Annotated in this window: 26 protein-coding genes; 11 read left to right on the top strand and 15 right to left on the bottom strand. The window is 60.6% G+C overall.

What is annotated here, in order from left to right; translation table 11 throughout:
• Positions 1-53: 53 nt before the first annotated feature.
• Positions 54-596, top strand: coding sequence for a gamma carbonic anhydrase family protein (locus C4J92_RS00235; RefSeq protein ID WP_124360614.1), 543 nt, complete (start codon positions 54-56; stop codon positions 594-596).
• The gene (locus C4J92_RS00230; RefSeq protein ID WP_124369068.1) at positions 593-1,252 is read left to right on the top strand and encodes an HAD family hydrolase; all 660 of its coding nucleotides are present in this window, start codon (positions 593-595) and stop codon (positions 1,250-1,252) included. The genes C4J92_RS00235 and C4J92_RS00230 overlap by 4 nt, the downstream gene beginning before the upstream one ends.
• 16 nt (positions 1,253-1,268) lie before the next feature.
• Here the strand turns inward: C4J92_RS00230 and C4J92_RS00225 are convergent, their stop codons facing one another.
• Both C4J92_RS00225 and C4J92_RS00220 read right to left on the bottom strand, forming a co-directional pair.
• Entirely contained in the window at positions 1,269-4,157 is a 2,889-nt protein-coding gene (locus C4J92_RS00225) for an RHS repeat domain-containing protein (RefSeq protein ID WP_124402583.1), read from the bottom strand.
• A gap of 72 nt (positions 4,158-4,229) precedes the next feature.
• The gene (locus C4J92_RS00220) at positions 4,230-5,315 is read right to left on the bottom strand and encodes an aminopeptidase (RefSeq protein ID WP_124402582.1); all 1,086 of its coding nucleotides are present in this window, start codon (positions 5,313-5,315) and stop codon (positions 4,230-4,232) included.
• Positions 5,316-5,431: 116 nt separating this feature from the next.
• Here C4J92_RS00220 and C4J92_RS00215 point away from each other — a divergent pair, with 116 nt between their 5' ends.
• A complete protein-coding gene (locus C4J92_RS00215; RefSeq protein WP_124402581.1) occupies positions 5,432-5,854 on the top strand; it encodes a hypothetical protein in 423 nt (140 codons plus the stop codon).
• Here C4J92_RS00215 and C4J92_RS00210 read toward each other — a convergent pair whose 3' ends face one another.
• Positions 5,855-6,094: a DUF1161 domain-containing protein gene (locus C4J92_RS00210; protein ID WP_124402580.1), complete on the bottom strand. Its 240-nt coding sequence runs from the start codon at positions 6,092-6,094 to the stop codon at positions 5,855-5,857.
• A 307-nt stretch (positions 6,095-6,401) separates the two neighbouring features.
• Positions 6,402-6,833, bottom strand: a complete 432-nt coding sequence (locus C4J92_RS00205) for an OsmC family protein (protein WP_124402579.1) — start codon at positions 6,831-6,833, stop codon at positions 6,402-6,404.
• 215 nt (positions 6,834-7,048) lie between these two features.
• Between C4J92_RS00205 and C4J92_RS00200 the strand changes: the two genes are divergently transcribed.
• Positions 7,049-8,050: an LLM class flavin-dependent oxidoreductase gene (locus tag C4J92_RS00200; RefSeq protein WP_124402578.1), complete on the top strand. Its 1,002-nt coding sequence runs from the start codon at positions 7,049-7,051 to the stop codon at positions 8,048-8,050.
• A gap of 150 nt (positions 8,051-8,200) precedes the next feature.
• Here C4J92_RS00200 and C4J92_RS00195 read toward each other — a convergent pair whose 3' ends face one another.
• Positions 8,201-8,425, bottom strand: coding sequence for a DUF1161 domain-containing protein (locus C4J92_RS00195; protein ID WP_124402577.1), 225 nt, complete (start codon positions 8,423-8,425; stop codon positions 8,201-8,203).
• A 116-nt stretch (positions 8,426-8,541) separates the two neighbouring features.
• On the bottom strand, positions 8,542-8,757 hold the full coding sequence (locus C4J92_RS00190; protein ID WP_057725727.1) for a dodecin: 216 nt from the start codon (positions 8,755-8,757) through the stop codon (positions 8,542-8,544).
• A gap of 157 nt (positions 8,758-8,914) precedes the next feature.
• On the opposite strand from C4J92_RS00190, the gene C4J92_RS00185 reads away from it, so the two are divergent.
• Complete coding sequence (locus tag C4J92_RS00185; protein ID WP_124402576.1) at positions 8,915-9,241, top strand: YqjD family protein; 327 nt, start codon at positions 8,915-8,917, stop codon at positions 9,239-9,241.
• Here the strand turns inward: C4J92_RS00185 and C4J92_RS00180 are convergent.
• Positions 9,214-10,134 carry a LysR family transcriptional regulator gene (locus tag C4J92_RS00180; protein WP_124402575.1) on the bottom strand — a complete coding sequence of 307 codons (921 nt, stop codon included), beginning with the start codon at positions 10,132-10,134 and terminating at the stop codon, positions 9,214-9,216. The two genes, C4J92_RS00185 and C4J92_RS00180, sit on opposite strands and share 28 nt — an antisense overlap.
• Before the next feature lie 111 nt (positions 10,135-10,245).
• On the opposite strand from C4J92_RS00180, the gene trpB reads away from it, so the two are divergent.
• Positions 10,246-11,472 (top strand): tryptophan synthase subunit beta, encoded by a 1,227-nt coding sequence (trpB, locus tag C4J92_RS00175; RefSeq protein ID WP_124369062.1) that lies wholly within the window; start codon positions 10,246-10,248, stop codon positions 11,470-11,472.
• Positions 11,472-12,281, top strand: coding sequence for a tryptophan synthase subunit alpha (trpA, locus tag C4J92_RS00170; RefSeq protein ID WP_124402574.1), 810 nt, complete (start codon positions 11,472-11,474; stop codon positions 12,279-12,281). The genes trpB and trpA overlap by 1 nt, the downstream gene beginning before the upstream one ends.
• Positions 12,282-12,339: 58 nt before the next feature.
• Here trpA and C4J92_RS00165 read toward each other — a convergent pair whose 3' ends face one another.
• The 6 genes from C4J92_RS00165 to C4J92_RS00140 form a co-directional block, all read right to left on the bottom strand.
• Positions 12,340-13,650 (bottom strand): MFS transporter, encoded by a 1,311-nt coding sequence (locus C4J92_RS00165; RefSeq protein WP_124402573.1) that lies wholly within the window; start codon positions 13,648-13,650, stop codon positions 12,340-12,342.
• Between the two features lie 179 nt (positions 13,651-13,829).
• Positions 13,830-14,978, bottom strand: coding sequence for a galactonate dehydratase (dgoD, locus tag C4J92_RS00160; RefSeq protein WP_003170741.1), 1,149 nt, complete (start codon positions 14,976-14,978; stop codon positions 13,830-13,832).
• A 48-nt stretch (positions 14,979-15,026) separates the two neighbouring features.
• On the bottom strand, positions 15,027-15,647 hold the full coding sequence (locus C4J92_RS00155) for a 2-dehydro-3-deoxy-6-phosphogalactonate aldolase (RefSeq protein WP_124369058.1): 621 nt from the start codon (positions 15,645-15,647) through the stop codon (positions 15,027-15,029).
• 1 nt (position 15,648) lies between these two features.
• Entirely contained in the window at positions 15,649-16,608 is a 960-nt protein-coding gene (locus C4J92_RS00150; protein ID WP_124402572.1) for a 2-dehydro-3-deoxygalactonokinase, read from the bottom strand.
• A 164-nt stretch (positions 16,609-16,772) separates the two neighbouring features.
• Positions 16,773-17,099, bottom strand: a complete 327-nt coding sequence (locus tag C4J92_RS00145) for a DOPA 4,5-dioxygenase family protein (RefSeq protein ID WP_124360599.1) — start codon at positions 17,097-17,099, stop codon at positions 16,773-16,775.
• A gap of 30 nt (positions 17,100-17,129) precedes the next feature.
• Complete coding sequence (locus C4J92_RS00140) at positions 17,130-18,080, bottom strand: LysR family transcriptional regulator (protein WP_124402571.1); 951 nt, start codon at positions 18,078-18,080, stop codon at positions 17,130-17,132.
• Between the two features lie 103 nt (positions 18,081-18,183).
• Between C4J92_RS00140 and betC the strand changes: the two genes are divergently transcribed.
• The 3 genes from betC (at position 18,184) to C4J92_RS00125 (ending at position 22,357) form a co-directional block, all read left to right on the top strand.
• Positions 18,184-19,698, top strand: coding sequence for a choline-sulfatase (gene betC, locus C4J92_RS00135; RefSeq protein ID WP_124402570.1), 1,515 nt, complete (start codon positions 18,184-18,186; stop codon positions 19,696-19,698).
• Between the two features lie 16 nt (positions 19,699-19,714).
• Positions 19,715-20,629 carry a choline ABC transporter substrate-binding protein gene (gene choX / locus C4J92_RS00130; protein ID WP_124402569.1) on the top strand — a complete coding sequence of 305 codons (915 nt, stop codon included), beginning with the start codon at positions 19,715-19,717 and terminating at the stop codon, positions 20,627-20,629.
• Positions 20,630-20,788: 159 nt separating this feature from the next.
• A complete protein-coding gene (locus C4J92_RS00125; RefSeq protein ID WP_124402568.1) occupies positions 20,789-22,357 on the top strand; it encodes a SulP family inorganic anion transporter in 1,569 nt (522 codons plus the stop codon).
• Positions 22,358-22,546: 189 nt separating this feature from the next.
• Here C4J92_RS00125 and aroE read toward each other — a convergent pair whose 3' ends face one another.
• Positions 22,547-23,365, bottom strand: coding sequence for a shikimate dehydrogenase (gene aroE / locus C4J92_RS00115; protein ID WP_124402566.1), 819 nt, complete (start codon positions 23,363-23,365; stop codon positions 22,547-22,549).
• Positions 23,365-24,297 carry an oxygen-dependent coproporphyrinogen oxidase gene (hemF, locus tag C4J92_RS00110; protein WP_124402565.1) on the bottom strand — a complete coding sequence of 311 codons (933 nt, stop codon included), beginning with the start codon at positions 24,295-24,297 and terminating at the stop codon, positions 23,365-23,367. Before hemF ends, aroE begins: the two co-directional genes overlap by 1 nt.
• A gap of 160 nt (positions 24,298-24,457) precedes the next feature.
• Here hemF and C4J92_RS00105 point away from each other — a divergent pair, with 160 nt between their 5' ends.
• On the top strand, positions 24,458-25,435 hold the full coding sequence (locus C4J92_RS00105; RefSeq protein ID WP_124402564.1) for an NADPH:quinone reductase: 978 nt from the start codon (positions 24,458-24,460) through the stop codon (positions 25,433-25,435).
• The last annotated feature ends 84 nt before the right edge of the window (positions 25,436-25,519 follow it).

Genomic DNA, 25,519 nt, shown 5'->3' with positions numbered 1-25,519 from the left:
TTAATTACAATCAACACCCACCGCAGCTATCAGTACAACAGAGAGAGGCTATCGTGACCCTTCGCACCTATCAGAACCACACGCCAACCCTGGGCACCGGGGCTTTTGTCGATGTTTCGGCGGTGGTGATCGGCGATGTCGAAATCGGCGCCGACAGCTCAGTCTGGCCCTTGACGGTGATTCGCGGCGACATGCACCGCATCCGTATCGGCGCGCGCACCAGCGTGCAGGATGGCTGCGTGCTGCACATCACCCACGCCGGCCCGTTCAACCCGGACGGTTTCCCACTGTTGATCGGTGACGACGTGACCATCGCCCACAAAGTCATGCTGCATGGCTGTACCGTGGGCAGCCGCATCCTGATCGGCATGGGCAGCATCGTGATGGACGGCGCTGTGGTGGAGGATGACGTGATCATCGGGGCCGGCAGCCTGGTGCCGCCGGGCAAGAAACTCGACAGTGGCTTTTTGTACGTCGGCAGCCCGGTTAAACAGGTGCGCCCTTTGACTGACAAGGAGCGTGCCTTTTTCACCTACAGCGCAGCGAACTACGTGAAACTCAAAGACCTGCACCTGGCTGAAGGATTCGACCGATGACCCTGCACCACCCAACCGTGCTGTTCGACCTCGATGGCACCCTTACCGACCCACGCGAGGGCATCACCCGCTCGATCCAGTACGCCCTGGGCAAGCTGGGCATCGACGAGCCGGACCTGTCCCGCCTCGAACACTTCATCGGCCCGCCGTTGCTGCAAGCGTTCATGCAGTTCTACGGCTTCGACGAGGCCAAGGCGTGGCAAGCGGTGAATTTTTATCGAGAGCGTTTCAAGGTCACAGGGCTCTATGAAAACCATGTGTTCGATGGCGTGATGCCCTTGCTCGAAGAACTCAACAGCCAAGGCCGCCAGCTGTATGTGGCCACCTCCAAACCGTGGGAATTTGCCCGTGAGATCGCGCGGCATTTCGACTTTGCCAAGCACTTCAAGGTGATTTACGGCAGCGAACTGGATGGCACGCGCACCAACAAAGTCGAGCTGATCGCCCACTTGGTGCGTGAAGAAGGGCTGGACCCGACCACCACCTTGATGATCGGTGACCGCAAGCATGACCTGATCGGCGCGCGCAGCAATGGGCTGGACTCGGCGGCGGTGGGGTATGGGTTTGGCAGCTTTGCAGAGCTGAATGCCGAAGCGCCGACCTGGCATTTTGAAACATTGGCCGAGTTGCACCAGGCGTTTATGGGCCACCGCTAACACGCCACGCGGGTTTTCAAGGCCTCCGTCTGCGTACTTGAGCATGTGCGGCCGGTGAGCTTGCAGGGTGAGCGGATATTCCACTGGTTAACAGGTTTTTTCTGCGCAGATAGTCGGCTTTATTGAGGTGCAAGGCGGCCAGTAAAGAAAAATAATGAGCGTTGGCCTCTGCACTGCTGGCAAGTGAAATCCTCTGACTGCGCAGTCGATTCAAATAGGACGACAACGTGTCCTCGGTGGCCGAACTGCCGCCTTCATCGTGGGTCGCGAGTGCGCTGTGAGTGACTTCATGAATGAAGGTGTGAGCAATTTCCTCTGCAGAAGACCGTTCTAGAAAGTCCCGCTGAAAATACATCAGTCGTTTTACGCCTGGCATCGTCAGCCTGCCGGACGCCAATGTGCCTCTGGCTGAAATAGCCTCTACCGTCGTCCTGCCTTCATGGTGCTCCATAACGCTTATTCTGTGTAAGTTGTCATGGTAATAACTCACCGCAGACATCGTTTCCTGCAGATTGCTCGAGCCCTGCGCCGCCCCGAAGAACAATGCATCCAGCTGATTCAATTCAGTTGCGTTAGCAGGATCATTGATCGCCGCATACGCTGCATTCAACAGGACAGAAGCTGCCTGCGCACCCGCCACGAGCTTTTTATAACTGGGTGACCCTACCCACAATGAATGCCGGATTTCATCCGAAACGTTGCGTACTGCGGCAAAACCTACGCCTCCCGCAACAAACGCGCCGAACGCCACTGAGGGCCCCACAATGCCCGTCAGCTTGGCCCCTAGCGCAGCAACCCCGCCGAGTACCACGCCCTGTGCAGCGCCCAGGGACACGTGATGCCCAAAGCTTGGCAGCCTGCCTTGACCTGCCGAACTCCAGTCGGTGGGCAAGGATGTAATCATCCCTTGACGATCAACCCTGTTCATCGGGTTGTTACGCACCATCCTGTATCGATTCAGTCCGTCAAGTACCCCTGCCGGGTCCGGGCTGATCCAACGCTGCAACCAGGGTGCGTAGTAACGCATCCCGTAGTAATACAGCCCAGTAGTATCGCGCTCCTTGCCACTGTAGCGGCAAGTTTTATAGCGTGCCTCGATGGCGCCTTTCGCCGCCCACCACGCAGTGCTGCCAAATGGGTAATAACTTTCCTGACTGATGAGCAGGGCCTTTTCATCCAACTCCAGGGTGCTGCTGCCCAAATGATCCGCCAAGTTGCAACGAATGGAATTGTTCGCAAGCTCGGAAGGGCGACCTTTTTCCCATTGAAGTATCCGCACGCTGTAGTGACCGACTTCAATATTCAAGACATTCAGCCATTCGCCGCTGGCACTGTCGCGCCGTACTTCCAGCCCCGGCAGATAGCACACCTGCGCACGATGAGTGAGTGCGCCCGCCCGGACCAGACTATTTTTTATCACGCGCTGGCCGAACGCATCATAGCCGTACAGCTCTTCATCGTTGGCCGCGTCCTCACGGGCCACCAAGGCGACACTGATCAGTCGGTTGGACACATCCCAGCTCATGGTTTGCCCACGCTCGAGTTGCTGCTGGTTGCCATTGAGGTCGAAGCCCTTGCCCAATGCGGGCGACTCGATCAATGGGCCTGTAGTCGGCAGACTTTGGTTTCCGAGCGTCGCTATCTTCATTGTTCGCGTATAGCCGCTGCCGTTGCTAGGCACATGCTGCAGCTTTTGCAGATTGCCATCGGCGTCATAGGTATAGGTTCGGGTGTAGTTGCGCCATTGGCTATCATCTGCGGCGCCGAAAGTCGCCCGCCTTGGCAGCCCCGATCCAGCGCTATTGTGCGCATTCTCTCGACCACTGGCCCGGACCAGCTGATACAAAGTGTCATATTGATAATGGCTGACAGCCATGACCTGGGCGTTGCTTGACCATTGGATGGGTTGGGCTGCGTCGACGATTTTGATCACATTGCCGACGTGGTCATAGGTGTATGCCAAATCCTGCAACCGCTCTTTCTTTGCCCTGCTGCGATAGGTCAATAATCGCTCCACACGCTGGCTGCGCGGGTCGTAGGTCCACTCGCTCACTACGCCGTTCCCAGCACGTTGCGTTAGCATCTGACCATGGGCGTTGTAGTCGGCCCCATCCGCGATGACCTGACGAGTACCGCCCGCCAGGGTGATGCCAACTTCCAGTAGCTCACCGGTGCGTCCATAACGACTGTCTTTTACATTGTTTTTTGCATCTACCTGCTCAAGCGCTTCCCCCAATGCACTGAAGCGCCATGACGTCACGAAGTCTTCATCCTGCAATAAAGCTTCTCGCTGTGTGGGTTGTGAGGGCCAGTTGACCGTCGCAATCTCTCGAAGAAAACGCTGCGCCTGCCTTGATACATGCCCCTGCAGGCCATACTCCTCAAAGCGTGTTCTGACGCATTCGCCGTCATGCAACACCAACCGGCCGCAGCGATTATTCACAGCCTCAGCCGTTGAATTACCTGCATATTCCAACCTTTCTACACATCGCTCAGATGAATCATGGGCCGCTTGTTCAAACACCGCCACGGGCCGCAGCGAAGCGTCATAGTTGCACTTACGGTGAGCGCCGCGACCGTCCCACCTGTGCACCCATTGACCCGCGCCCCCCAGTAACGTCAAGCGCCAGCCTGCATCCGTGCTAGCGCTGTAGATCGGCTGACCGCCAAGGCTGTAGACCGTCACGTGACTGGCTTTTTTCACCCCTTTGGCGTCACTTGCCATCCACTGACGTGACCCGTACTGCTGCACGACGAAACCCGAGGCATTGAACGCTTGACGGGTAATACGCGCCTCAAGCTCGACTTGGGCGGTCGGCCGGTAATAAGCGACCGTGCGCACAGCCAACCTGCGTGGATCGATCGCCGTTAAAGTCGGTGTGTTTTGATGCAAGGGTAGAGACATGAGGAAAACCTGACACTGTAAAGGTCAGGAAACTCTAATGAGCGCGTCTCAGAGCGGTGGGATATGTAGATATTACTTGTATCTGGTCGCGTCAAACGTGCTCTGCGCATCCATCGCCTGGTATTCGTTCATCAATTGCCTCAAACGAATCTTGCGCTCTTGCGAAGCCAAACCGCCCAATGTGCGCACCGCCTGATAAAACCTGACCCAGTCCCCGCCTTCCTGCCGAAACAATGCTGCAAACGCCGGCACCCATTGGTCATACAGCCCGAAAGGCAACAGCCGTGCGTTGTTCATCGGCTGGTTGATCCACGCGTCATAGCGCTTGTCACCGCCCCACTGGCTGTCGCGCATCTGTCGGTACTCAACGCGCAGGCGTTCGAACTCCGCCGCCTTGGCCTGGCGCATGGCTTCGCGCGCCAAGGGCTGCGCGTAGAGGGTTTCCAAGCGTTTGCGGGTATCGAGGATCAGGCGAATGAACTGGTCACGCTGCTGCAGCGTCCCATCGCTCAGCGGCGCCAGGCCACGGGCGGCTCGCCACTGGCGGGTACCTTCCTGCTCGACGAAGCTGGCGAATGACTCATTGAACTCGGTGTCGTCCTTCACATAGAAGCGCTGATGCGCCAGCTCATGGAAGATCAACGTGGCCAGGCGCTCATCGCCCCAGTGCAGCATCGAACTGATGATCGGGTCGTTGAACCAACCCAAGGTGGAATACGCCTCGACGCCGCCAATCGACACGTCCATACCTTGTTGGCGCAGCAATGCCGCTTCGCCGCGTGCCGCGCCCTGGCTGTAATAGCCGCGGTAGGCGACACAACCGGCAATGGGGAAACAGTGGTTTTCAGGCGATAGAGAAAATTCCTGCGTGGCGAAGACATTCCAGACCACATAGGGTCGGCCAATATCGGCGTAGAGCCGGTAACTTTGATTGTCGGGCAAGTGCAGGTGTTCGCTGGCGAAAGTGCGGGCTTTCTGGGATTGAACCAGATGCTCGCGCAACCCTTGAGGACGGGCTGGATCGGCGACGACCTCGGCCACCGGTTCCCGCGCCCGCAGCAGTTGCCACTGGCCACTTGCCAACTGGCTGTAGTAACTGACGCTGGAGCAGCCGCTGAGCAGCACCGCGATCAACCCCGCAAGAAAACGCCTGATCATGCCGCGACTGCTCCTGGGTGATGTGTGCGCCAGACTGATACGTTTGAAGTGAATTTGAATGTTCCACACGATGGCGTGTTTATACTCAAAATATCTTCTCGCGTTGAGTACCTGCCATGCGCCAGCTTCTGTATCCCCTCGCCGCCCTGTTCCTCAGCGCTTGCGCATCGACGCCCATCCCGCCAGTCGACCCGCAGCAGGCCTGGGTAGACTTCACTACGCCGACGCCAGGCTCCAAAATGGTCATGGCCCAGCGGCTGGACGGGAAAAACCTCGACGACGGGCGCTTTTTCCAAATGCCGCCCGGCCCCCACGAACTGATGGTGCGCTTCGATTTCGAAGTGCCCGCCGGCGGTGGTTTGGGAGGGCTCAGCCAGATGATGTATCGAACCTGCTTCATGACCTTGCAGTACGACCATTTCCAGGCTGGCCAACGCTACGTACTGGAAGGGCGCTCACTGGCCTTCACCCCCAACATCCGCCTGTATGACTCGACGCGTCAGTTGCTGGCCGAAGAGCGCAGCGTGAACTGCATCTGATCAGTCGTTGTTTTTCTGGTAGAGGATGCGCTTGGTGCCGTTTTCGCACGTACCGACAATCATGGCGCTGTCGTGGTTCTTGGCTTCTTCGGCAGTGATGATTTCCAGGGTGTAGGACGGAATCGCCTTAGCCTGGATATTCACTTCGATTTCCTTCCTGAGCTCTTCACAATCTTTTGGCGCGGCCACGGCCGAAGTGGCCAATACACCGCAGATGATTGCCAAGGCAAAACGTTTCATGTGTGAAGCTCCCTGAATGCATGCGCACGAGTGTGCGCCTAGGCTGCATAGGCTATAGGACCACATCTATGAAATACGAGTTCTGATTTAACGCAAAACTAAATGTGGGAGGGGCAAGCTCTGATGCCAGCCAGTTAAGCGTACACCACCGTCTGTAGGAGCGAGCTTGCTCGCGAAAAACGTCAACGATAACGCGTGCTTCCTGAATAAACGCGGTGCCTGTGAGTTCTTCGCGAGCAAGCTCGCTCCTACAAAAAGCCTTAACTGACTGGTATTAGGGCAAGCCCCCTCCCACATGGAAGGTGTGTCAGTTAACCAGTGTGGCATCCAGGGTGATGGTTGCGTTCAGCACTTTGGACACCGGGCACCCTTCCTTGGCCTTTTTGCTCAGTTCGTCGAACTGCGCCTGGCTGGCGCCTGGGATCTTGGCTTTAAGAACCAGGTGCACGGCGGTAATCGCAAAACCACCCTCGACCTGGTCGAGGCTAACTTCGGCCTGGGTGTCGATGCTGTCAGCCTTCAGGCCTGCGTCGCCGAGAATCATGGAAAAGGCCATGGAGAAACAGCCAGCGTGGGCCGCGCCGATCAGCTCTTCAGGGTTGGTGCCCTTGCCGCCTTCGAAACGCGCCTTGAAGCCGTAGGGCGCCTCGCGCAGCACGCCGGTTTCCGTGGAAATGGAACCCAGGCCAGTCTTCAGATCGCCTTCCCAATGCGCGGATGCCTTTTTAACGACACTCATAGCTTTCTCCTCGAACAGTAGTTTTGCGTTAGTAAGGTTCTGAGGATAGACGCCATGGCAAAGTTCACCCTGTCGGAAAAACCTACCATTCAAGTAGGAAATTTCATAAGAGCTATTGAATCTCGGGTATATGCCCTCATTGCATAGAACATGCACATGAAGCGGCAGGTTTTGGTTCGTCTAAGAAGCCTGCGCCCCCATTGGAGAAGCAGGCTATGAAAACGCTGTCCGACGTGAAGTATTCGACCCTCGACCTGGTGCCCGTTCGCGCCAACGGCAGTGCGGCGCAATCGCTGCGCAATTCCCTGGACCTTGCCCAGCACGTGGAAAAACTCGGCTACAACCGTTTCTGGGTGGCTGAACACCACAATATGGACGGTATCGCCAGCTCGGCCACTTCAGTATTGCTTGGCTACCTGGCAGGGGGCACTTCGACCATCCGTGTCGGCTCCGGTGGGGTGATGCTGCCCAACCATGCGCCGCTGGTGATTGCCGAGCAGTTCGGCACCCTGGAAAGCCTGTACCCCGGCCGTATCGACCTGGGCCTGGGCCGTGCGCCCGGTTCCGACCAGATGACCGCCCGCGCCCTGCGCCGTGAACGCTCCGGCAGTGCCGACGACTTCCCTGATGACGTGGCCGAACTGATGGCCTACCTCGGCCCACGCACGCCCGAGCAACGGGTGATCGCGGTACCGGGCACCGGCACCAACGTGCCGGTATGGCTGTTGGGGTCAAGCCTGTTCAGCGCGCAATTGGCCGGTGAACGTGGCTTGCCTTACGCCTTCGCCTCACATTTCGCACCGCGCCTGATGCATGAAGCGATTCGCGTGTACCGCAATCACTTCAAGCCTTCGGCCGTGCTGGAAAAGCCCTACGTCATGCTCGGCATTCCGCTGGTGGCCGCTGACACCGATGAACAGGCTGACTACCTGGCCACCTCGGTGTACCAGCGCATTCTCGCGCTGATGCGCGGGCAAAGCCTGGTGCAGCGCCCACCGGTGAAAACCATGGACGGCCTGTGGCTGCCCCACGAAAAAGACGCGGTCGGCAGTTTCCTCGGCTTGGCGATGGTGGGCAGCCCGGCGAAGATCCGCGCCAAACTGGAGGTGTTGATCGAGCAGACCGGCGCTGATGAACTGATCTTTACCTGCGACCTGTACGAGCATGCCGACCGGATTCATTCCTACGAACTGCTGGCGCAGTTGATGAAGGGCTGAACTCCGGGCAAAAAAACCGACGCGCCTGTGGCGAGGGAGCTTGCTCCCGCTGGGCTGCGAAGCGGCCCCAAAAAAAGGGAGCGCTACGCACTCCAGCGGGAGCAAGCTCCCTCGCCACAAGTGCGTCGGTTTTAGGTCTGCAACACGGGATTATCCGCGCTTGTAGACGATTTCCTTGGTGCCGCCATCACAGCTGCCAATCACCTTGGCATCGGCTGCTGCACCTTTGTCGACAACATCCAGCGAATAGTGCTGAACGCCTTTAGCATCGAGCTTCGCAGCCAATTCGCTTTTCAGCTCTTCACAAGGCTTGCCCGCCGCCAGGGCCGTGCCGGCGATGCTCAACAAACCTACCGCTAACAGAAACTTCTTCATCCGATACTTTCCTTGCGCTGGTCGAAAAGAGCATGCCGACGCTAACAGCGTCGGCATGCATTGTGTGTAGCGCAGGTTATGGCAATCGGCCAGCGATCAAAGTTCCACGCGCCCGATCAGCTACTGGCAATTCGGAATCCTACCTTCAGGGTGACCTGATAGTGCGCAACCTTGCCATTCTCGATATGCCCACGGGTTTCAGTCACTTCAAACCACTCCAGGTGCTTGAGGCTTTTGCTGGCTTCGGCCAGGGCATTCTGGATCGCATCTTCGATGGTGGTGGTGGATGAGCCCACCAATTCGACTTTCTTGTAGGTGTGATGTTCGCTCATGGTGTTTCTCCTGTAGGTCATCAATCAAGACTAGCAGTGAATATTCGTCCTGCTTGAGGCGACCGCTCGGCTACGAAAGTTCAGATTTAATGCACTTTCCGAAACCGCTGCAGTCGGTATCTACACATGCCACTCAATCACTTCAGGAGATGTCCACATGGCCAACACTTCTTTACGCAAAGCGTCGCTGGAAAGCATGGAAGCCGAGATTTCGAGCCTGCTCAAATCCCTTGAGAGCCTCAAGGATGACGCATCCGATGAGTCGCGCAAAACGCTGAAGGCCCTGAAAAGCAATGCCGAGAATGCCCTCAAGCACTCTCGCCACCTGATCAGCGATGCCTATGAAGAAAGCAAAGTCAAAATTCGCGAAACCGGTGTTGCTACTCGGGACTACGCCCAAGAGCACCCGTGGACCACAGCCGGCGTCACTGTAGGTGCCCTGGGCCTGCTGGCCGCTTACCTGCTGTGCAAACGCGGCGACTGAACCGGTTGGCGCACCAGCTCAGCCTTGAGCCACTGCGCCAGTTGCCCGGCGCGCCCGTCCGCGGCGCGCTTGGGTAGCCACAACGCCAGGTGCGCCGGGGTTTCACTGAAGCCCCACGGCGCCACCAGGCGACCCGCTCGCAGGTCCTCTGCCACCAGCGGCTCCGGCGCGATTGCCACACCCAGCCCTGCAACCGCCGCTTCCAGCAAATAATACAAATGCTCAAAACCCTGGCCGAGCTTCAGCGCGCCGGGATCGATTGCGTGTTGCTGCGCCCAACTGGGCCAGGCCTGCGGACGTGACGTGGTGTGCAGCAGCGCTTCGTCACACAAGGCTGGAGCGGGCGCGTGAAGCAGGTTTGCGTAGCCTGCAAATCGTGGGCTCATCACCGGCCCAATACGCTCGCTTGCCAACTCATACACCTGCATATCCGCCGGCCACGGTGGCTCGGCAAATACCAGCAGGGCGTCCAATCCTGGGCGTCGCGGGTCCAGATCGCCTTCGCCCGCAGACAGGTGCAAACGCAAGTCCGGCAGGTCCGCATTCAAGCGTCCCAAGCGTGGAATAAACCAACGCGCCAGCAAACTGCCTGAACAACCGAGCACAAACGGTGCATCGGCGCTGTTTTGGCTGAGTTCGGCGCAAACATCCCGCAGACGTTCAAATGCCTCGGCACTGACATCGCGCAGCCTGGCCCCGGCATCTGTGAGTTTAAGGCCGCGCCCATCCTTGACGAACAGGCTGACGCCCAAGTGTTCTTCCAGCACTTTCAACTGGCGACTGACTGCGCCGTGGGTGACGTGCAACTGCTCGGCCGCCTGGCTGACGCTGCTGAGGCGGGCGGTGGCTTCAAACGCGCGCAACGCGTTGAGCGGCGGAAGGTCTCGGCTCATCTGTGAGTTTTCCTGACAGGTTGCGGCGATCTTATCGGTTTTCAGCCGGGAGCGGCAGGGGTAGAGTGGCCGTCATTGTTCTCTACACCCCATTCTTTCCTGGAGCGCCCCATGACCCAGTCCCAGACCGATCTGCGCAACGGCCCTGACGCCAACGGCCTGTTTGGCGCGTTTGGCGGCCGCTACGTCGCTGAAACCCTGATGCCGTTGATCCTTGAACTGGCCCGTGAATACGAAGCGGCCAAGATCGATCCGGCGTTCAACGAAGAATTGGCCTACTTTCAGCGCGACTACGTTGGGCGCCCAAGCCCGCTGTACTTCGCTGAACGCCTGACGGAGTTCTGCGGCGGCGCCAAGATCTACCTCAAGCGCGAAGAGCTGAACCATACCGGCGCGCACAAGATCAACAACTGCATCGGCCAGATCCTGCTGGCACGGCGCATGGGCAAGAAACGCATCATCGCCGAGACCGGCGCCGGCATGCACGGCGTGGCCACCGCCACCGTCGCCGCGCGCTTTGGCCTGCAATGCGTGATCTACATGGGCACCACCGACATCGAGCGCCAACAGGCCAACGTGTTCCGCATGAAACTGCTGGGCGCGGAGGTGATCCCGGTGGTCGCCGGCACCGGCACCCTGAAAGACGCCATGAACGAAGCCCTGCGCGACTGGGTAACCAACGTCGACAGCACCTTCTACCTGATCGGTACCGTGGCCGGCCCGCACCCGTACCCGGCCATGGTGCGTGATTTCCAGGCCGTCATCGGCAAGGAAACCCGCGACCAGCTGCAAGCCCAGGAAGGCCGCCTGCCGGACAGCCTGGTAGCGTGCATCGGTGGCGGCTCCAACGCCATGGGCCTGTTCCACCCGTTCCTGGATGACACCAGCGTCGAAATCATCGGCGTTGAAGCGGCCGGCCACGGCATCGAAACCGGCAAGCACGCCGCCAGCCTCAACGGCGGAGTACCCGGTGTACTGCACGGCAACCGCACCTTCCTGCTGCAGGACGACGACGGCCAGATCATCGACGCCCACTCGATTTCCGCAGGCCTGGACTACCCCGGCATCGGCCCTGAACACGCCTGGTTGCACGACATCGGCCGCGTCCAGTACACCTCGGTGACTGACGATGAAGCCCTCGACGCCTTCCACAAATGCTGCCGCCTGGAAGGGATCATCCCCGCGCTGGAAAGCGCACACGCCCTGGCTGAAGTGTTCAAGCGCGCACCGACCTTGCCTGCCGATCACCTGATGGTGGTCAACCTGTCCGGGCGTGGCGACAAAGACATGCAGACGGTGATGCACCATATGCAAACCTCCCAGCAGGAGAAACACTGATGAGCCGCCTGCAAACCCGCTTTGCACAGCTGAAAGAACAAAACCGCGCCGCCCTGGTGACCTTCGTCACCGCCGGCGACCCGGGTTATGACACCTCGCTGGCCATCCTTAAGGGCTTGCCCGCCGCAGGCGCTGACGTGATCGAGCTGGGCATGCCCTTCACCGACCCGATGGCTGATGGCCCGGCGATCCAGTTGGCCAATATCCGTGCGCTGGAAGCCAGGCAGAACCTGGCGAAAACCCTGCAGATGGTCCGCGAGTTCCGCAAGGACAACAACGACACGCCGCTGGTGCTGATGGGTTACTTCAACCCGATCCACAAATACGGCGTGCCGCAGTTCATTGCCGACGCCAAGGAGGCCGGGGTCGATGGCCTGATCGTGGTCGACATGCCGCCCGAGCATAACGGCGAGCTCTGCGACCCGGCCCAGGCCGCTGGCATCGATTTTATCCGCCTGACCACCCCGACCACTGACGATGTGCGCCTTCCGACCGTACTCAATGGCAGCTCCGGCTTTGTGTACTACGTGTCGGTCGCCGGCGTGACCGGTGCCGGCGCCGCGACCCTGGAACACGTCGAGGAGGCCGTGGCCCGCCTGCGTCGCCACACTGACCTGCCGATCAGCATCGGCTTCGGTATCCGTACACCGGAGCAAGCGGCGGCCATCGCGCGCCTGGCGGACGGTGTGGTGGTGGGTTCTGCGCTGATCGATCACATCGCCAACGCCAGCAGCGACCAGCAAGCGATCGATGGCGTATTGAGCCATTGCGCGGCGCTGTCGCAAGGCGTGCGTAACGCCCGTAAGTAAGCGCCTCGTAAGCAGTCATCAGGGAGCTCGCTGTGAGGCGGAGCTCCCTCGCCACAGGTTATTCGTTCAGCTCTATCCGCTCGACCTTGCCCACCAGCAACACGTAGGACAGCGCCCCAAGCAACGCCAGCACCGCAATGTAGGTAATCGCTGGCGCAAACGAGTCACCGCTGGCGAGAAAACCAATCACGATCGGCGTGGCAATAGCCGACAGGTTGCCGATGAAGTTGAACACGCCACCGGTCAGGCCCAACAGACGTGCGGGGGCAAGCGTGGACACCAGCGACCAGGTAATCGACGCCAGGCCATTGCCGAAAAACGCCAGCGCCAGGAAGGCAATCACCCAGGCTGTGGAGTCCACGTAGTTGGCACCGATGATCGCGGTGGAAATCAGCAGCCCGCCAATGATCGGCAACTTGCGCGCAAAGCCCACCGAGGCGCCCCGGCGAATCAGCCAATCGGAAAAAATCCCCGAGCACAGCACACCGACGAATGCCGCCAGAAACGGCAGCGAGGCCAGCAGGCCGGACTTGATGAAGTCCATCCCGCGATACTTCACCAGGTAGGTCGGGAACCAGGTCAGGAAAAACCACAGGGTCGAGTTCAGGCAAAACTGCCCCAGGTAGATGCCCCACAACTTGCGCTTACTCAGCACAATGCCGAGGTCGACCCAACTGAACGGTGCCTTGGTCGCTTGCGCCTGCATATCCACCAGGCCGCCGCCGTCGCGGATCAACTGGATTTCCGCCGCGTTGGCGCCTTTGAAATCCTTGGGCTCGCGATACACCGCATACCAGATCACCGCCCATAGGATGCCGACACCACCGGTGGCGACGAACACCATGTGCCAGCCGAACGCATGCTGCAGCCAGGCCAGCACGGGGGTGAGAAACGCCAGCCCGACGAACTGCCCGGAGGTGTAGACGCCAATCGCCGTGGCGCGCTCGCGCTCGGGAAACCAGGTGGTCACGACCCGGCTGTTGATCGGGTAGGCCGGGGCTTCCAGGGCGCCGACGGCCATGCGCAACACGAACAAGGCGATGAAGCTGGCGGCAAAGCCGAGCATGACGGTGGCGATCGACCACAGCAGCAGGGCCGCAGTGTAGAGAATGCGCGGGGGCACACGGTCTACCAGCCAGCCGCCAGGAATCTGCATGGCCGCGTAGGTCCAGCCGAACGCCGAGAAAATCAGCCCGACATGGACCGGGTCGATGCCCAGCTCGCTGGTCAGCGCAGGGGCGGCAATCGACAGGTTGCTGCGGTCGAGGTAGTTGATCACCACGGTGATGAACAGCAGCAGCATGATGAAAAAGCGCTTTCGGCTAGGCGTGACTAAGGAAGCCTGTCCGCTCGAGGGTTCAGGATGCATGGGGTGCCTCTTCTTATGTTTATTGAGGTCTGGATAGGACTGACTGAAGAAACCGAATCAAATGTGGGAGGGGGCTTGCTCCCGATAGCGGTGAACCTGCCGCCAAAGTGTCGTCTGACACTCCGCTATCGGGAGCAAGCCCCCTCCCACATTTCTAACCGTGTTCGATCAGTTGGAAATCACCACTCGGCAAAACTGCCGTCAGCATGGCGCCAGATCGGGTTGCGCCAGCGATGACCAATGGCCGCCCGCTCGATCACATATTCCTCGTTGATCTCAATGCCCAGGCCCGGGCCGTTGGGGATCTTCACGAAGCCCTGGTCATAATCGAACACACCGGGGTCGCGCACATAGTCGAGCAGGTCGTTGCTCTCGTTGTAGTGAATGCCCAGGCTTTGTTCCTGGATAAAGGCGTTGTAGCAAACCGCATCCAGTTGCAGGCAGGCCGCCAGGGCAATCGGGCCCAGCGGGCAGTGCAGGGCCAGGGCCACGTCGTAGGCTTCGGCCATGTTGGCGATCTTGCGAGTTTCGGTGATGCCGCCGGCGTGGGACGCATCCGGCTGAATGATGTCGACGTAGCCTTCGCTGAGCACACGCTTGAAGTCCCAGCGCGAGAACAGGCGCTCGCCCAGGGCAATCGGGGTGCTGGTCAGCGGTGCGAGTTCCTTGAGGGCTTCGTAGTTTTCGCTGAGCACCGGCTCTTCGATGAACATCAGCTTGTACGGGTCCAGCTCCTTCATCAGCACCTTGGCCATCGGCTTGTGCACACGGCCATGGAAGTCGACGCCGATGCCCACGTTGGGGCCGACCGCATCGCGCACGGCGGCGACGTTGGCCAGGGCCAGGTCGACTTTTTCAAAGCTGTCGACGAACTGCAGCTCTTCGGTGCCGTTCATTTTCACCGCTGTGAAACCACGGGCCACGGCCTCTTTGGCGGCGCGGGCAGTGTCCGCCGGGCGGTCGCCACCGATCCACGAATACACGCGGATCTTGTCACGCACCTGGCCACCCAGCAGGTCGCTGACCGAAACGCCCAGGGCCTTGCCCTTGATGTCCCACAACGCCTGGTCGATACCGGCGAGGGCGCTCATGTGCACCGCGCCACCGCGGTAGAAACCGCCGCGGTAGAGCACGGTCCAGATGTCTTCGATATTGCGTGGGTCTTTACCGATCAGGTAGTCGGACAATTCTTCGACGGCAGCGGCCACGGTGTGGGCGCGACCTTCAACCACAGGCTCACCCCAGCCGGTGACACCCTGGTCGGTTTCGACCTTGAGGAAGCACCAGCGCGGCGGGACGATGAAGGTCGTCAGTTTGGTGATTTTCATCTGTTATCTCTCTTGTAGATGCGGCGCCAGCAGGCGCGGAACTTGAAATCAGCCCAGGGCTTTCCAGGCCGCGACGTACGCCTGGGCGCGGCTCGCGACCTGCTCCACGGACATGCCCGGCTTGAACAAGCCCGAGCCCAGCCCGAAGCCTTTGGCACCGGCGTCGGTGAACACCTGCATGTTGTCCGGGGTGATACCGCCTACCGGCAGCAGCAACGTGCCCGCCGGCAATACCGCGAGCCACGCCTTGATCACCGCCGGGCCCATTTGCTCGGCCGGAAACAGCTTCAGCACGTCGGCGCCTTCGGCCAGTGCGGCAAAGGCCTCGGTCGGCGTGGCCACGCCCGGTGACAGGTACAGGCCCGCCGCTTTCGCCGCACGCAATACCTTGGCATCGCTGTGCGGCATGACGATCACTTGGCCGCCGGCGGCTTTGACCTGCTCGACCTGCTCGGGCGTCAACACCGTACCGGCACCGATCAGGCAATCGGCGGGCAGGCTGTCGCGCAGGGTGCGGATGCTGGTGTAGGGGTCCGGCGAGTTCAGCGGCACCTCGATCACGCGAAAACCGGCTTGGTACAGTACCTGGCCGACGGCTTGGGCTTCGTCCGGGCGCACACCGCGCAGGATTGCGATCAAACCGTTTTGTGCGAGTGCTTTCTTGAGCATGTCAGGCCTCCGTTACAGGTTGAGTGAGCCCGGCCGCCTCGGCCAGTTGCCACAAGCCGCGCTCGCTGGCTTCCTGCGCCAGGCTGACGTGGGCGAAGCCGCACTGGGCGAGGGCGCGTTGATAGCGGGCGCAGAGAGGGGCGGCGCCGACCAGGATGATCGGCTTGCGTTTGGCGCTGTCGGGTAAACCGGCGAGTTCATGGCCGATCAGCAGGCCGGACAGGTAGTCGGGCTGCTGCTCAGGCTTAAGTTCGGCGGTCAGCCCGAGGGTGCGGGCACTGAACAGGGTCGAGAGCACGCCGCGCTGGCCGTCCGCCGACAGCGCGACAGCCACGCCTCGGTCAAACGCCTCGGTGTGGAAATGTTCCGATGATTGCTGGGTACGTCCCAGGATGCTGTGCTTGCTCAATATGGCGAACAGCTCGCCGGTCATGAACGTGTCGAAGTGCGTAATACAGCCCTCGACCACCTCGACCCATTTGGAATGGCTGCCCGGCAGGCCGATCAGTACGTCGGTAGCGAGCCCGTGCAGCACACCGAGTACCTGGGTTTCTTCGCCGCGCATCACATTGGGCAGGCCGACCTGTTCGATCACGCCCGGCACGATATGCACATCGACGCCACGCATGCTGCGCACCTTGTGCAGTGCCTGGCCCAGGCTGGCGACATCCACCGGGGTGTTGCGATAAGCCGCTTCGCTCCAACCCTGTGCGCTACCCACCATGCCGCAGGCGATCACCGGCAGTTCGGGCTGGGCGTCGAGCCAATCCCCGCAGGCGCTGTCGAATGCCAACTCAAAGCCATTGCTGCAGCGAATACCCGCGATGTCACGCGGTTCGCTGGGCAAATGCATGATGCCCCAGGGCAGTGAGCGTTGTTCAAGCACCACGCCGGCGGGGCCTAGTTTGTAAGCACGAAGGGAGCTGGTTCCCCAATCGAGCGCGATCAATTGCGCCTGCATCGCTTCACCTGAAATGAGTGGGTGCTGAAAAAAGCAGATGGGCGAATATAAACCTATGCCTGGTAATATCTCAATATATAAATAACAGTCCCATATATTGGGAGATAAGCGCGCAAAATCTTACACATCCTTAGGAAGAGGCGAGTTGCGTCAGCACATAACGGTTAAAAAATAGACAAATCCAGCTCGCGCATCGCGCCCATCCAGACCGCGTAATCGGTGTGGTCCTTCAGGTCATCGCCAGTATCAGGGTGCAGGAACACCACCAGGCCATTGCGATGCAGCGCCAGCCAGGGCAGCACCACGCCGATGTATTCCGGCTCGAACGCCAGCTGGCAACTCCAGTCCGGATGCGGGCCTACCGGACGCTCATGCACGCGCCCCATGCGCAGCGGAAAGAGCGCAGCTGCGTCTTCACACAAGGTGCGCGCCTGGTCGATCGTGCTGGCGTCGAAGTAGATATGGGCGTGATAGCCCTTGATACGTTGCATGCCGGACTCCGGTTCCACTGTGCAGCGATCCTAGACCGCAATTGACGGCAGGGCCAGCCCGGTCAATGACTGTGCGCTGCTGGCCTGCTCCGCCACCAGCCAATCGACAAATCGTTCGACTAACTGCCGGCGACGCTTGCGCTGGGGCTGCACCACGTAATAGCCGAAACGCGAGATCACCGTGTCGCTGATCGGCCGGCACAACCACTGCTGCTCCAGCAGGTCATCCACCAAGTGGCGCCAGCCGATCGCGACGCCCTGGCCGGCAATGGCCGCCTGGATCAGCAGCGTGTAATTGTCGAAGCGCAATTGGCCAGGGGTGGGCGCGGCGCTGATTCCCAGCTCGCGAAACACGCCGGCCCAGTCGAACCAGTGGCGGTTGTTTTCCTGGCGCAAGTGCAGCAACGGGTAGTCCGGCAGGGTCTGCACCGTCAGCGCGGTGGCCTGGTGCTTGAGCCACTGCGGGCTGCACACAGGGAACACTTCCTCGTTGAACAGCCACAGGCTGTCGCCTTGCTTGAAGCGTCCGTCACCGAACAGCACCGCCACGTCGATGTCACTGCGCAGGCTGGCGTGGTTGCGCTCGCTGGTCACCAGGCTCACATCCACCTGCGGGTTGGCCTGGTGGAAACGATGCAGGCGCGGCATCAGCCAGTAGGCGGCGAAGGCGAAGTCGGTGGCCACTTGCAGCACTTCGTGCTGGTCTTGCTCGGTGACGGTGCTCAGGCCCAGGTTAATGGCGTGCAGGCCGGCTTGGACGTGTTCGAACAGCAGGGCGCCCGCTTCGGTCAACTCGATGCCACGGTAGATGCGGTCGAACAAGCGGATCGCCAGCTGCTCTTCGAGGCGTTTGATCTGCTGGCTGATGGCCGGCTGGGTGGTGCCCAGCTCCATCGCGGCGGCAGTGAAACTGCGCTGACGCGCCGCCACTTCGAACGCGCGCAGCAGGTCGAGGGAGAGGTCGCCAAGCGCTTCATACATAAGCTGTGCTTATCCTAGACATTGCTCTTCATGGGCTTTACCACGCTTTGCGCGGGCTGCATGCTCATTCGCATAAACACTGCCTATGGAATGCCGAGAACCCATGAAGCGCAAGAACATTCTTTTCATCATGGCCGATCAAATGGCCGCACCGATGCTGCCCTTCTACGGATCTTCCCCGATCAAGTTGCCGAACCTGAGCCGCCTCGCCGAACACGGCGTGGTCTTCGACGCTGCCTACTGCAACAGCCCGCTGTGTGCGCCTTCGCGCTTTACCTTGGTCAGCGGCCAGCTGCCAAGCAAGATCGGCGCCTATGACAACGCGGCAGACTTCCCGGCCGATGTACCCACTTACGCCCATTACCTGCGGCGCCTCGGTTACCGCACCGCGCTGTCGGGCAAGATGCATTTCTGCGGTCCCGACCAGTTGCACGGTTATGAAGAGCGCCTGACCAGCGACATCTATCCGGCGGACTACGGATGGGCGGTGAACTGGGATGAACCGGATGTACGCCCCACCTGGTACCACAACATGGCCTCCGTGCTGCAAGCCGGGCCGTGCGTGCGTACCAACCAGCTGGATTTCGACGAAGAGGTGGTGTTCAAGGCCCAGCAATACCTGTTCGATCATATCCGCGAAGACGGCGAGCAACCGTTCTGCCTGACCGTGTCGATGACCCATCCCCACGACCCCTACACCATTCCCAAGCCGTTCTGGGACCTGTACGACGACGCCGACATCCCCTTGCCTGCAACGCCGGCACAGGGCGATCTCGACCCGCACTCCCAGCGTTTGCTCAAGGTCTACGACCTGTGGGACAAGCCGCTGCCAGTGGATAAAATCCGCGATGCGCGCCGTGCCTATTTCGGCGCGTGCAGCTACATCGACAGCAACGTCGGCAAGCTGCTACAAACCCTGGAAGACACGGGGCTGGCGGATAACACCATCATCATCTTCTCCGGCGACCACGGCGACATGCTGGGCGAACGCGGCCTCTGGTACAAAATGCACTGGTTCGAGATGGCCGCCCGCGTGCCGCTGCTGGTCAGTGCGCCAGGGCAATTCGCGGCGCGCCGCGTGACCCAGGCCGTGTCGACCGCCGACCTGTTGCCGACCCTGGTGGAATTGGCCGGCGGCGAGCTGGACCCACGCCTGCCACTGGATGGCCGCTCGCTGCTGTCGCACCTCAAAGGCGAGGGCGGGCATGACGAAGTGTTTGGCGAATACATGGCCGAAGGCACCATCAGCCCGCTGATGATGATTCGCCGAGGCGCCTACAAATTCATCTACAGCGAAGACGACCCGTGTCTGCTGTTCGATGTGCACAACGACCCGCACGAGCGGGAGAACCTCAGCCAGTCACCGGAACACCGGCCACTGTTTGAGGCGTTTTTGAACGAAGCGCGGGCCAAATGGGACATCCCGGCGATCCACCAGCAGGTGCTCGCCAGCCAACGCCGCCGTCGCCTGGTATTCGAGGCACTGACCCACGGCAAGCTGAAGAGCTGGGATCACCAGCCCCTGGTAGACGCCAGTCAGCAGTACATGCGCAACCATATCGACCTCGACGACCTGGAGCGCAAGGCACGTTATCCACAACCCTGCCAAAACCAATAAATACAGAGGGAAGGCCATGCAAAAATTAACGGTTGTGCTGGGCATTCTGGCGTTGAGCAGCGCCAATGCCTACGCGGACGCCAGTTGTGAAACGGTGAAAATGGCCGACCCCGGCTGGAGCGATATCGCGGCGACCAACGCCATCACCGGTTTTCTGCTGAGCGGCATGGGCTACAAGGCCAAGGTCGACACCCTGGCAGTGCCGATTACCTTCGGCGGGCTCAGGGACGGCCAGGTCGACGTGTTCATGGGCAACTGGATGCCGGCGCAGCAAGGCTTCTATGACAAGTTCGTGGCGAACGGCGAGGTGGTGCAACTGGCGAAGAACCTCGACGGCACCGAGTTCACCCTCGCCGTACCGGACTACGTGTGGGAAGCCGGCGTGCATGATTTTGCCGATCTGAATAAATTTGCCGACAAGTTCGACAAGAAGATCTACGGCATCGGCTCCGGCGCACCGGCGAATATCTCGCTGCAGGAGATCATCAAGAAAAATGACTTCGCGCTTGGCCAGTGGAAGCTGATCGAGTCGAGTGAGCAGGCGATGCTGGCGGAAGTGTCACGGGCGGTGAAAAAGCAGAAATTCGTCACCTTCCTCGGCTGGACGCCGCACCCGATGAACGTGCAGTTGAAAATGCATTACCTCAAGGGCGGCGAGAAGTATTTTGGTGACACCGGCAGCGTCTACACCTTGACCCGCAAGGGTTATGCGCAAGCCTGCCCGAATGTGGGGAAACTGCTGACCAACCTGAGTTTCACTCAGGCCATGGAGAACAGCATCATGGCTGACGTGGTGAACAACAAGGTCAGCAATGCGGACGCCGCGAAGGCGTGGATCAAGGCCAATCCGGCGGTGTTGGACAAGTGGCTGGAAGGTGTGAAAACCATTGATGGCAAGGATGCATTGGCAGCGGTAAAAGCCAACCTCTAAGACACACACGATCCAAATGTGGGAGGGGGCTTGCTCCCGATAGCAGTGTTTCAGTCAATACATCTGGTGACTGACACACCGCTATCGGGAGCAAGCCCCCTCCCACAAGGACCTGTGTGTACTGATAACCTGAGCCCAACCCTTGAATCCGAGCCTGCGATGCCCCGGCCCAACCGCCACACACTATTCCCCTTCCTCAGTTGGCTGCCGCGCCAAACCCGCGCCACTGTGGGCCGGGATGCCGTCGTCGGCCTCAGCGGCGCGGTACTTGCGCTGCCGCAGTCGATTGCCTACGCACTGATCGCCGGGCTCCCACCAGAATACGGGCTCTACGCGGCCATCGTTCCGGTATTGATCGCTTGCCTGTGGGGCTCGTCCTGGCACCTGATCTGCGGTCCTACCGCGGCGATCTCCATCGTGCTCTACGCCAGTATCAGCCCGCTGGCGGTGCCGGGTTCCCAGGATTACGTCACCTTGATCCTGCTGCTGACCTTCCTCGCCGGCGTTTTCCAGTGGCTCTTGGGCATGCTGCGCTTCGGCGCGCTGGTGAATTTCGTCTCCCATTCCGTGGTACTCGGTTTCACCCTCGGCGCCGCCGTCGTGATTGCCCTAGGCCAGTTGCCCAACCTGCTGGGGCTGGAGCTTGCGAGCCAGGCCACCGCCATCAACAGTCTGCTGGCGCTGCTCGAGCATGCCGGCGAGTGGGACCGCGCCTCGCTCGCCTTGGGCTTGGGCACCTTGCTGGTGGGCGCGCTGCTCAAATACCTGATGCCACGCTGGCCGACCCTGTTGATCGCCCTGGTCCTGGGCAGCCTGGCCGCCTGGCTGTGGCCGGCGCTGTTCGGGCATGTGGCGTTGGTCAGTGCGTTTATCGGCCAGCTGCCGCCCTTGCGCCCATTGCCAATGGACCTGGATACGATCCTGCGCCTGCTACCAAGTGCGGTGGCAGTGGGCATGCTGGGGCTGGTGACCAGCCTGTCGATTGCCCGTTCTCTATCGGCCCGTTCCCAGCAATTGCTCGACGCCAATCAGGAAGTCCGAGCCCAGGGCTTATCCAATATCATCGGCGGATTTTTCTCCGGGTACGTGTCGGCGGGCTCCTTCACCCGGTCCGGCCTCAGCTATGAGGCGGGTGCCTGCTCGCCATTGGCCGGCGTGTTTTCCGCGCTCTGGGTGGCGCTGTTCGCGCTGTTTGGCGCGGGGCTGATCGCACACATTCCGATCCCGAGCATGGCGGCGAGCATCCTGCTGATCTGCTGGGGGCTGGTGGACCGCCGAGGCATCCGTGCGTTGTTCCGTGTGAGCCGCGCCGAATTTGTGGTGATGGGCCTGACGTGTATTGCCACCTTGCTGCTGGAACTGCAAACGGCGATTTATGCGGGAGTGCTCGCGTCGCTGTTTTTCTACCTCAAGCGCACTTCGCAACCGCGCATTCAGCAGTGGCGCGACGGTGACGAGGATGTATTGCGAGTGGGTGGCTCGATCTTTTTTGGCGCCAGCCACTACCTGCAAGTGCGCCTGCAAAGTCTGCAGGGCGAGCGGGTGGTGATCGAGTCACAGCAGATCAACTTTATCGACTATTCCGGGGTGGAGATGCTGCATCAGGAAGCGCGGCGGTTGAAGGGGCACGGACGTAGCCTGACGTTGCGTGGCGCCAGGCCACACGTGGTTGAAGAGTTGAAGAAACTGGAAGGGCCAGACAAGTGCCCCATCCATTTCGAAGACTGAACGCGATCAAACTGTGGGAGGGGGCTTGCCCTAATGCCAGTCAATTAAGGCTTTTTGTAGGAGCGAGCTTGCTCGCGAAGAACTCAGGGCCCCCGCGTTTATTCAGAATGAACGCGTTGCCTGGGCGTTTTTCGCGAGCAAGCTCGCTCCTACAGTGATGGGCTTGCCCCCTCCCACATTTGATTTGTGTCAGACCAACTGACGGCGTAGCTCGGCCAACACCGGCGCCGACTCCGGGCGTACGCCGCGCCACAGGAAGAAGGCTTGCGCCGCTTGTTCCACCAGCATGCCCAGGCCATCCATCGCTACCGCAGCACCCTGTTCTTCAGCCCAGCGGCAGAACGCGGTGGGTTGCTTGGCGTACATCATGTCGTAGCAGAACGTCTTGCCCGGTTCGATCAAACTGCCCGCAATCGGCGGTACATCGCCCGACAGGCTGGCGGAAGTGGCGTTGATAATCACGTCCACCGGCTCACGCAGCCAATCGAAACCGCTGGCCGACACCGGCCCCAGGTCGTCGAACAGCTCGGCCAGCACTTCCGCTTTTTCCACGGTGCGGTTGGCGATAATCAGCGAGGCAGGCTTCTCAGCCAGCAACGGCTCCAACACGCCGCGTACCGCGCCACCAGCGCCCAGCAGCAGGATGCGCTTGCCCTGCAGATTCAGCCCGGCGTTCACCGTCAGGTCGCGCACCAGGCCGGTGCCATCGGTGTTATCCCCCAGCAGCGTGCCATCGGCCAGCTTGCTCAGGGTATTCACCGCGCCGGCGCGTCGGGCGCGCTCGGTGAGGGTGTCGGCCAGCCGGAAAGCGTCTTCCTTGAACGGCACGGTGACGTTCGCGCCACGCCCGTGTTGAAAGAACTCACGGGCGCAGCCGGTGAAATCCTCCAGCGGCGCGAGCAGTGTGCTGTAGTCCAGTTGCTCGCCGGTCTGTTCGGCGAACATGCGGTGAATCAACGGCGATTTGCTGTGGCCGATGGGATTGCCGAAGACGACATAGCGATCCATCACTCCACCGCCTTGGGCGCAGCCAGGCCGAGCCAGTCGCGGTCCTGCAGGAAGTAATCGGTGAGGCGCGCTTCATCGCTGCCGGCTTCGGCTTTCCAGTCGTAACTCCAGCGCACCTGGGGCGGCAGCGACATCAGGATTGACTCGGTACGCCCGCCCGATTGCAGGCCGAACAGGGTGCCACGGTCATAGACGAGGTTGAACTCGACGTAACGCCCCCGGCGAAACTCCTGGAACTGGCGCTGCTGTTCGGTATAGGCCATCGCCTGGCGGCGTTGCACGATCGGCAGGTAGGCGTCGATATAGGCATCACCGATGGCGCGGATGAAGGCGAAGCAGGTGTCGAAGCCCCATTCGTTCAAATCATCGAAAAACAGGCCGCCGATGCCACGCGGCTCGTTGCGGTGCTTGATATGGAAATAGGTGTCGCACCAGGCTTTATAACGCGGGTAGACGTCCGCGCCGAACGGCGCACAGGCCTGCTCGGCCACGCGATGCCAGTGCACGCAATCCTCTTCATTGCCGTAGTACGGCGTGAGGTCAAAGCCTCCGCCAAACCACCACACCGGATCTTCGCCTTCTTTTTCTGCGGTGAAAAAGCGCACATTGGCGTGGGACGTCGGCACATGGGGATTATGGGGATGGATCACCAGCGACACCCCCAGCGCCTCGAAGCCGCGACCGGCCAGTTCCGGGCGGTGCGCACTGGCGGACGGTGGCAAGCCGCTGCCGAACACGTGGGAAAAGTTAACGCCGCCTTTTTCGATCACCGAACCGTTTTCAATCACACGGGTGCGACCGCCGCCACCGGCAGGCCGGGTCCAGGCGTCTTCGATAAAGCGTGTGTCCGTCTCGAAGGTTTCCAGGGCACTGCAAATGCGGTCTTGCAGGTCAAGCAGGTAGGCTTTAACAGCCTCGGTGCGGGTAGTCATGGCATCACCTTGAATCGGGCAAAGCTACGCGAGGCCATTGGGCGTCGGCGGCAAATGGGCGCACAGGATACCACCGCACCCCATGCCGTCGCAGTTGACGAAGATCAAGCTTAGGAGTCCGATAGGGGCCTTTGTATTATTCGACCCAAGGAGAAGGCAAATGGCCAAACGTATCCAGTTCAGCGCCCATGGCGGCCCCGACGTGCTCGAGTATGTGGACTACACACCAGCGGAGCCTGGCCCACAGCAGGTTCGGGTACGTAACGAAGCCATTGGCCTGAACTTCATCGACACTTACTTTCGCAGCGGCCTTTACGCACCACCGGCCTTGCCATCGGGGCTGGGCGCAGAGGGCGCGGGCGTGGTCGATGCCGTGGGCAGTGACGTCAGCCAGTTCAAGGTCGGCGACCGCGTGGCCTACGGCAGCGGGCCGCTGGGCGCCTACAGCCAGTTGCATGTCTTGCCCGCCGCCAACCTGGTGCACCTGCCAGACGAGATCGGCTTCGAACAGGCCGCCGGCGCCATGCTCAAGGGCCTGACTGTGCAGTACCTGTTGCGCCAGACGTATGAGTTGAAGGGCGGCGAAACCATTCTGTTCCACGCCGCTGCCGGCGGCGTGGGCTCCCTGGCCTGCCAATGGGCCAAGGCGCTGGGCGTCAAGTTGATCGGTACCGTGAGCTCACCGGAGAAGGCCGCCCTGGCCAAATCCCTGGGCGCCTGGGAAACCATCGATTACAGCAAGGAAAATGTCGCACAGCGCGTGCTGGAATTGACTGACGGCAAAAAGGTGCCGGTGGTGTATGACGGCGTCGGCAAAGACACCTGGCTGACCTCGCTGGACAGCGTGGCACCGCGTGGCTTGGTGGTGAGTTTTGGGAATGCGTCGGGTGCGGTGGACGGGGTGAACCTGGGAATTCTGGCGGCGAAGGGTTCGCTGTATGTCACCCGCCCAACGCTGGCGACCTATGCGAGTAATCCAAAGGACTTGCAGGCAATGGCCGATGATCTGTTCTCGATGATCAAGAGTGGCAAGGTGCGCATCGACATCAACCAGCGTTATGCGCTGGCGGATGCGGCCAAAGCGCAGACCGAGTTGTCGGCGCGGCGCACGACCGGCTCAACCATTCTGCTGCCTTAAGCAAGTCATCGGGGGCAAGCCCCCTCCCACACTTGATTGGTGTTCGTCACGACAACTCGGTCAAGGGTGGGAGGGGGCTTGCCC

This window comes from Pseudomonas sp. R3-18-08 (assembly GCF_003852065.1).
Lineage (GTDB): Bacteria > Pseudomonadota > Gammaproteobacteria > Pseudomonadales > Pseudomonadaceae > Aquipseudomonas.
This window is presented reverse-complemented; position numbering and strand designations above follow the sequence as displayed.

Coding starts and splice junctions, on each gene's coding strand:
- C4J92_RS00230 (WP_124369068.1), top strand. CDS start 593: ATGACCCTGCACCACCCAACCGTGCTGTTCGACCTCGATGGCACCCTT.
- C4J92_RS00225 (WP_124402583.1), bottom strand. CDS start 4,157: ATGTCTCTACCCTTGCATCAAAACACACCGACTTTAACGGCGATCGAT.
- C4J92_RS00220 (WP_124402582.1), bottom strand. CDS start 5,315: ATGATCAGGCGTTTTCTTGCGGGGTTGATCGCGGTGCTGCTCAGCGGC.
- C4J92_RS00215 (WP_124402581.1), top strand. CDS start 5,432: ATGCGCCAGCTTCTGTATCCCCTCGCCGCCCTGTTCCTCAGCGCTTGC.
- C4J92_RS00210 (WP_124402580.1), bottom strand. CDS start 6,094: ATGAAACGTTTTGCCTTGGCAATCATCTGCGGTGTATTGGCCACTTCG.
- C4J92_RS00205 (WP_124402579.1), bottom strand. CDS start 6,833: ATGAGTGTCGTTAAAAAGGCATCCGCGCATTGGGAAGGCGATCTGAAG.
- C4J92_RS00200 (WP_124402578.1), top strand. CDS start 7,049: ATGAAAACGCTGTCCGACGTGAAGTATTCGACCCTCGACCTGGTGCCC.
- C4J92_RS00195 (WP_124402577.1), bottom strand. CDS start 8,425: ATGAAGAAGTTTCTGTTAGCGGTAGGTTTGTTGAGCATCGCCGGCACG.
- C4J92_RS00190 (WP_057725727.1), bottom strand. CDS start 8,757: ATGAGCGAACATCACACCTACAAGAAAGTCGAATTGGTGGGCTCATCC.
- C4J92_RS00185 (WP_124402576.1), top strand. CDS start 8,915: ATGGCCAACACTTCTTTACGCAAAGCGTCGCTGGAAAGCATGGAAGCC.
- C4J92_RS00180 (WP_124402575.1), bottom strand. CDS start 10,134: ATGAGCCGAGACCTTCCGCCGCTCAACGCGTTGCGCGCGTTTGAAGCC.
- trpB (WP_124369062.1), top strand. CDS start 10,246: ATGACCCAGTCCCAGACCGATCTGCGCAACGGCCCTGACGCCAACGGC.
- trpA (WP_124402574.1), top strand. CDS start 11,472: ATGAGCCGCCTGCAAACCCGCTTTGCACAGCTGAAAGAACAAAACCGC.
- C4J92_RS00165 (WP_124402573.1), bottom strand. CDS start 13,650: ATGCATCCTGAACCCTCGAGCGGACAGGCTTCCTTAGTCACGCCTAGC.
- dgoD (WP_003170741.1), bottom strand. CDS start 14,978: ATGAAAATCACCAAACTGACGACCTTCATCGTCCCGCCGCGCTGGTGC.
- C4J92_RS00155 (WP_124369058.1), bottom strand. CDS start 15,647: ATGCTCAAGAAAGCACTCGCACAAAACGGTTTGATCGCAATCCTGCGC.
- C4J92_RS00150 (WP_124402572.1), bottom strand. CDS start 16,608: ATGCAGGCGCAATTGATCGCGCTCGATTGGGGAACCAGCTCCCTTCGT.
- C4J92_RS00145 (WP_124360599.1), bottom strand. CDS start 17,099: ATGCAACGTATCAAGGGCTATCACGCCCATATCTACTTCGACGCCAGC.
- C4J92_RS00140 (WP_124402571.1), bottom strand. CDS start 18,080: ATGTATGAAGCGCTTGGCGACCTCTCCCTCGACCTGCTGCGCGCGTTC.
- betC (WP_124402570.1), top strand. CDS start 18,184: ATGAAGCGCAAGAACATTCTTTTCATCATGGCCGATCAAATGGCCGCA.
- choX (WP_124402569.1), top strand. CDS start 19,715: ATGCAAAAATTAACGGTTGTGCTGGGCATTCTGGCGTTGAGCAGCGCC.
- C4J92_RS00125 (WP_124402568.1), top strand. CDS start 20,789: ATGCCCCGGCCCAACCGCCACACACTATTCCCCTTCCTCAGTTGGCTG.
- aroE (WP_124402566.1), bottom strand. CDS start 23,365: ATGGATCGCTATGTCGTCTTCGGCAATCCCATCGGCCACAGCAAATCG.
- hemF (WP_124402565.1), bottom strand. CDS start 24,297: ATGACTACCCGCACCGAGGCTGTTAAAGCCTACCTGCTTGACCTGCAA.
- C4J92_RS00105 (WP_124402564.1), top strand. CDS start 24,458: ATGGCCAAACGTATCCAGTTCAGCGCCCATGGCGGCCCCGACGTGCTC.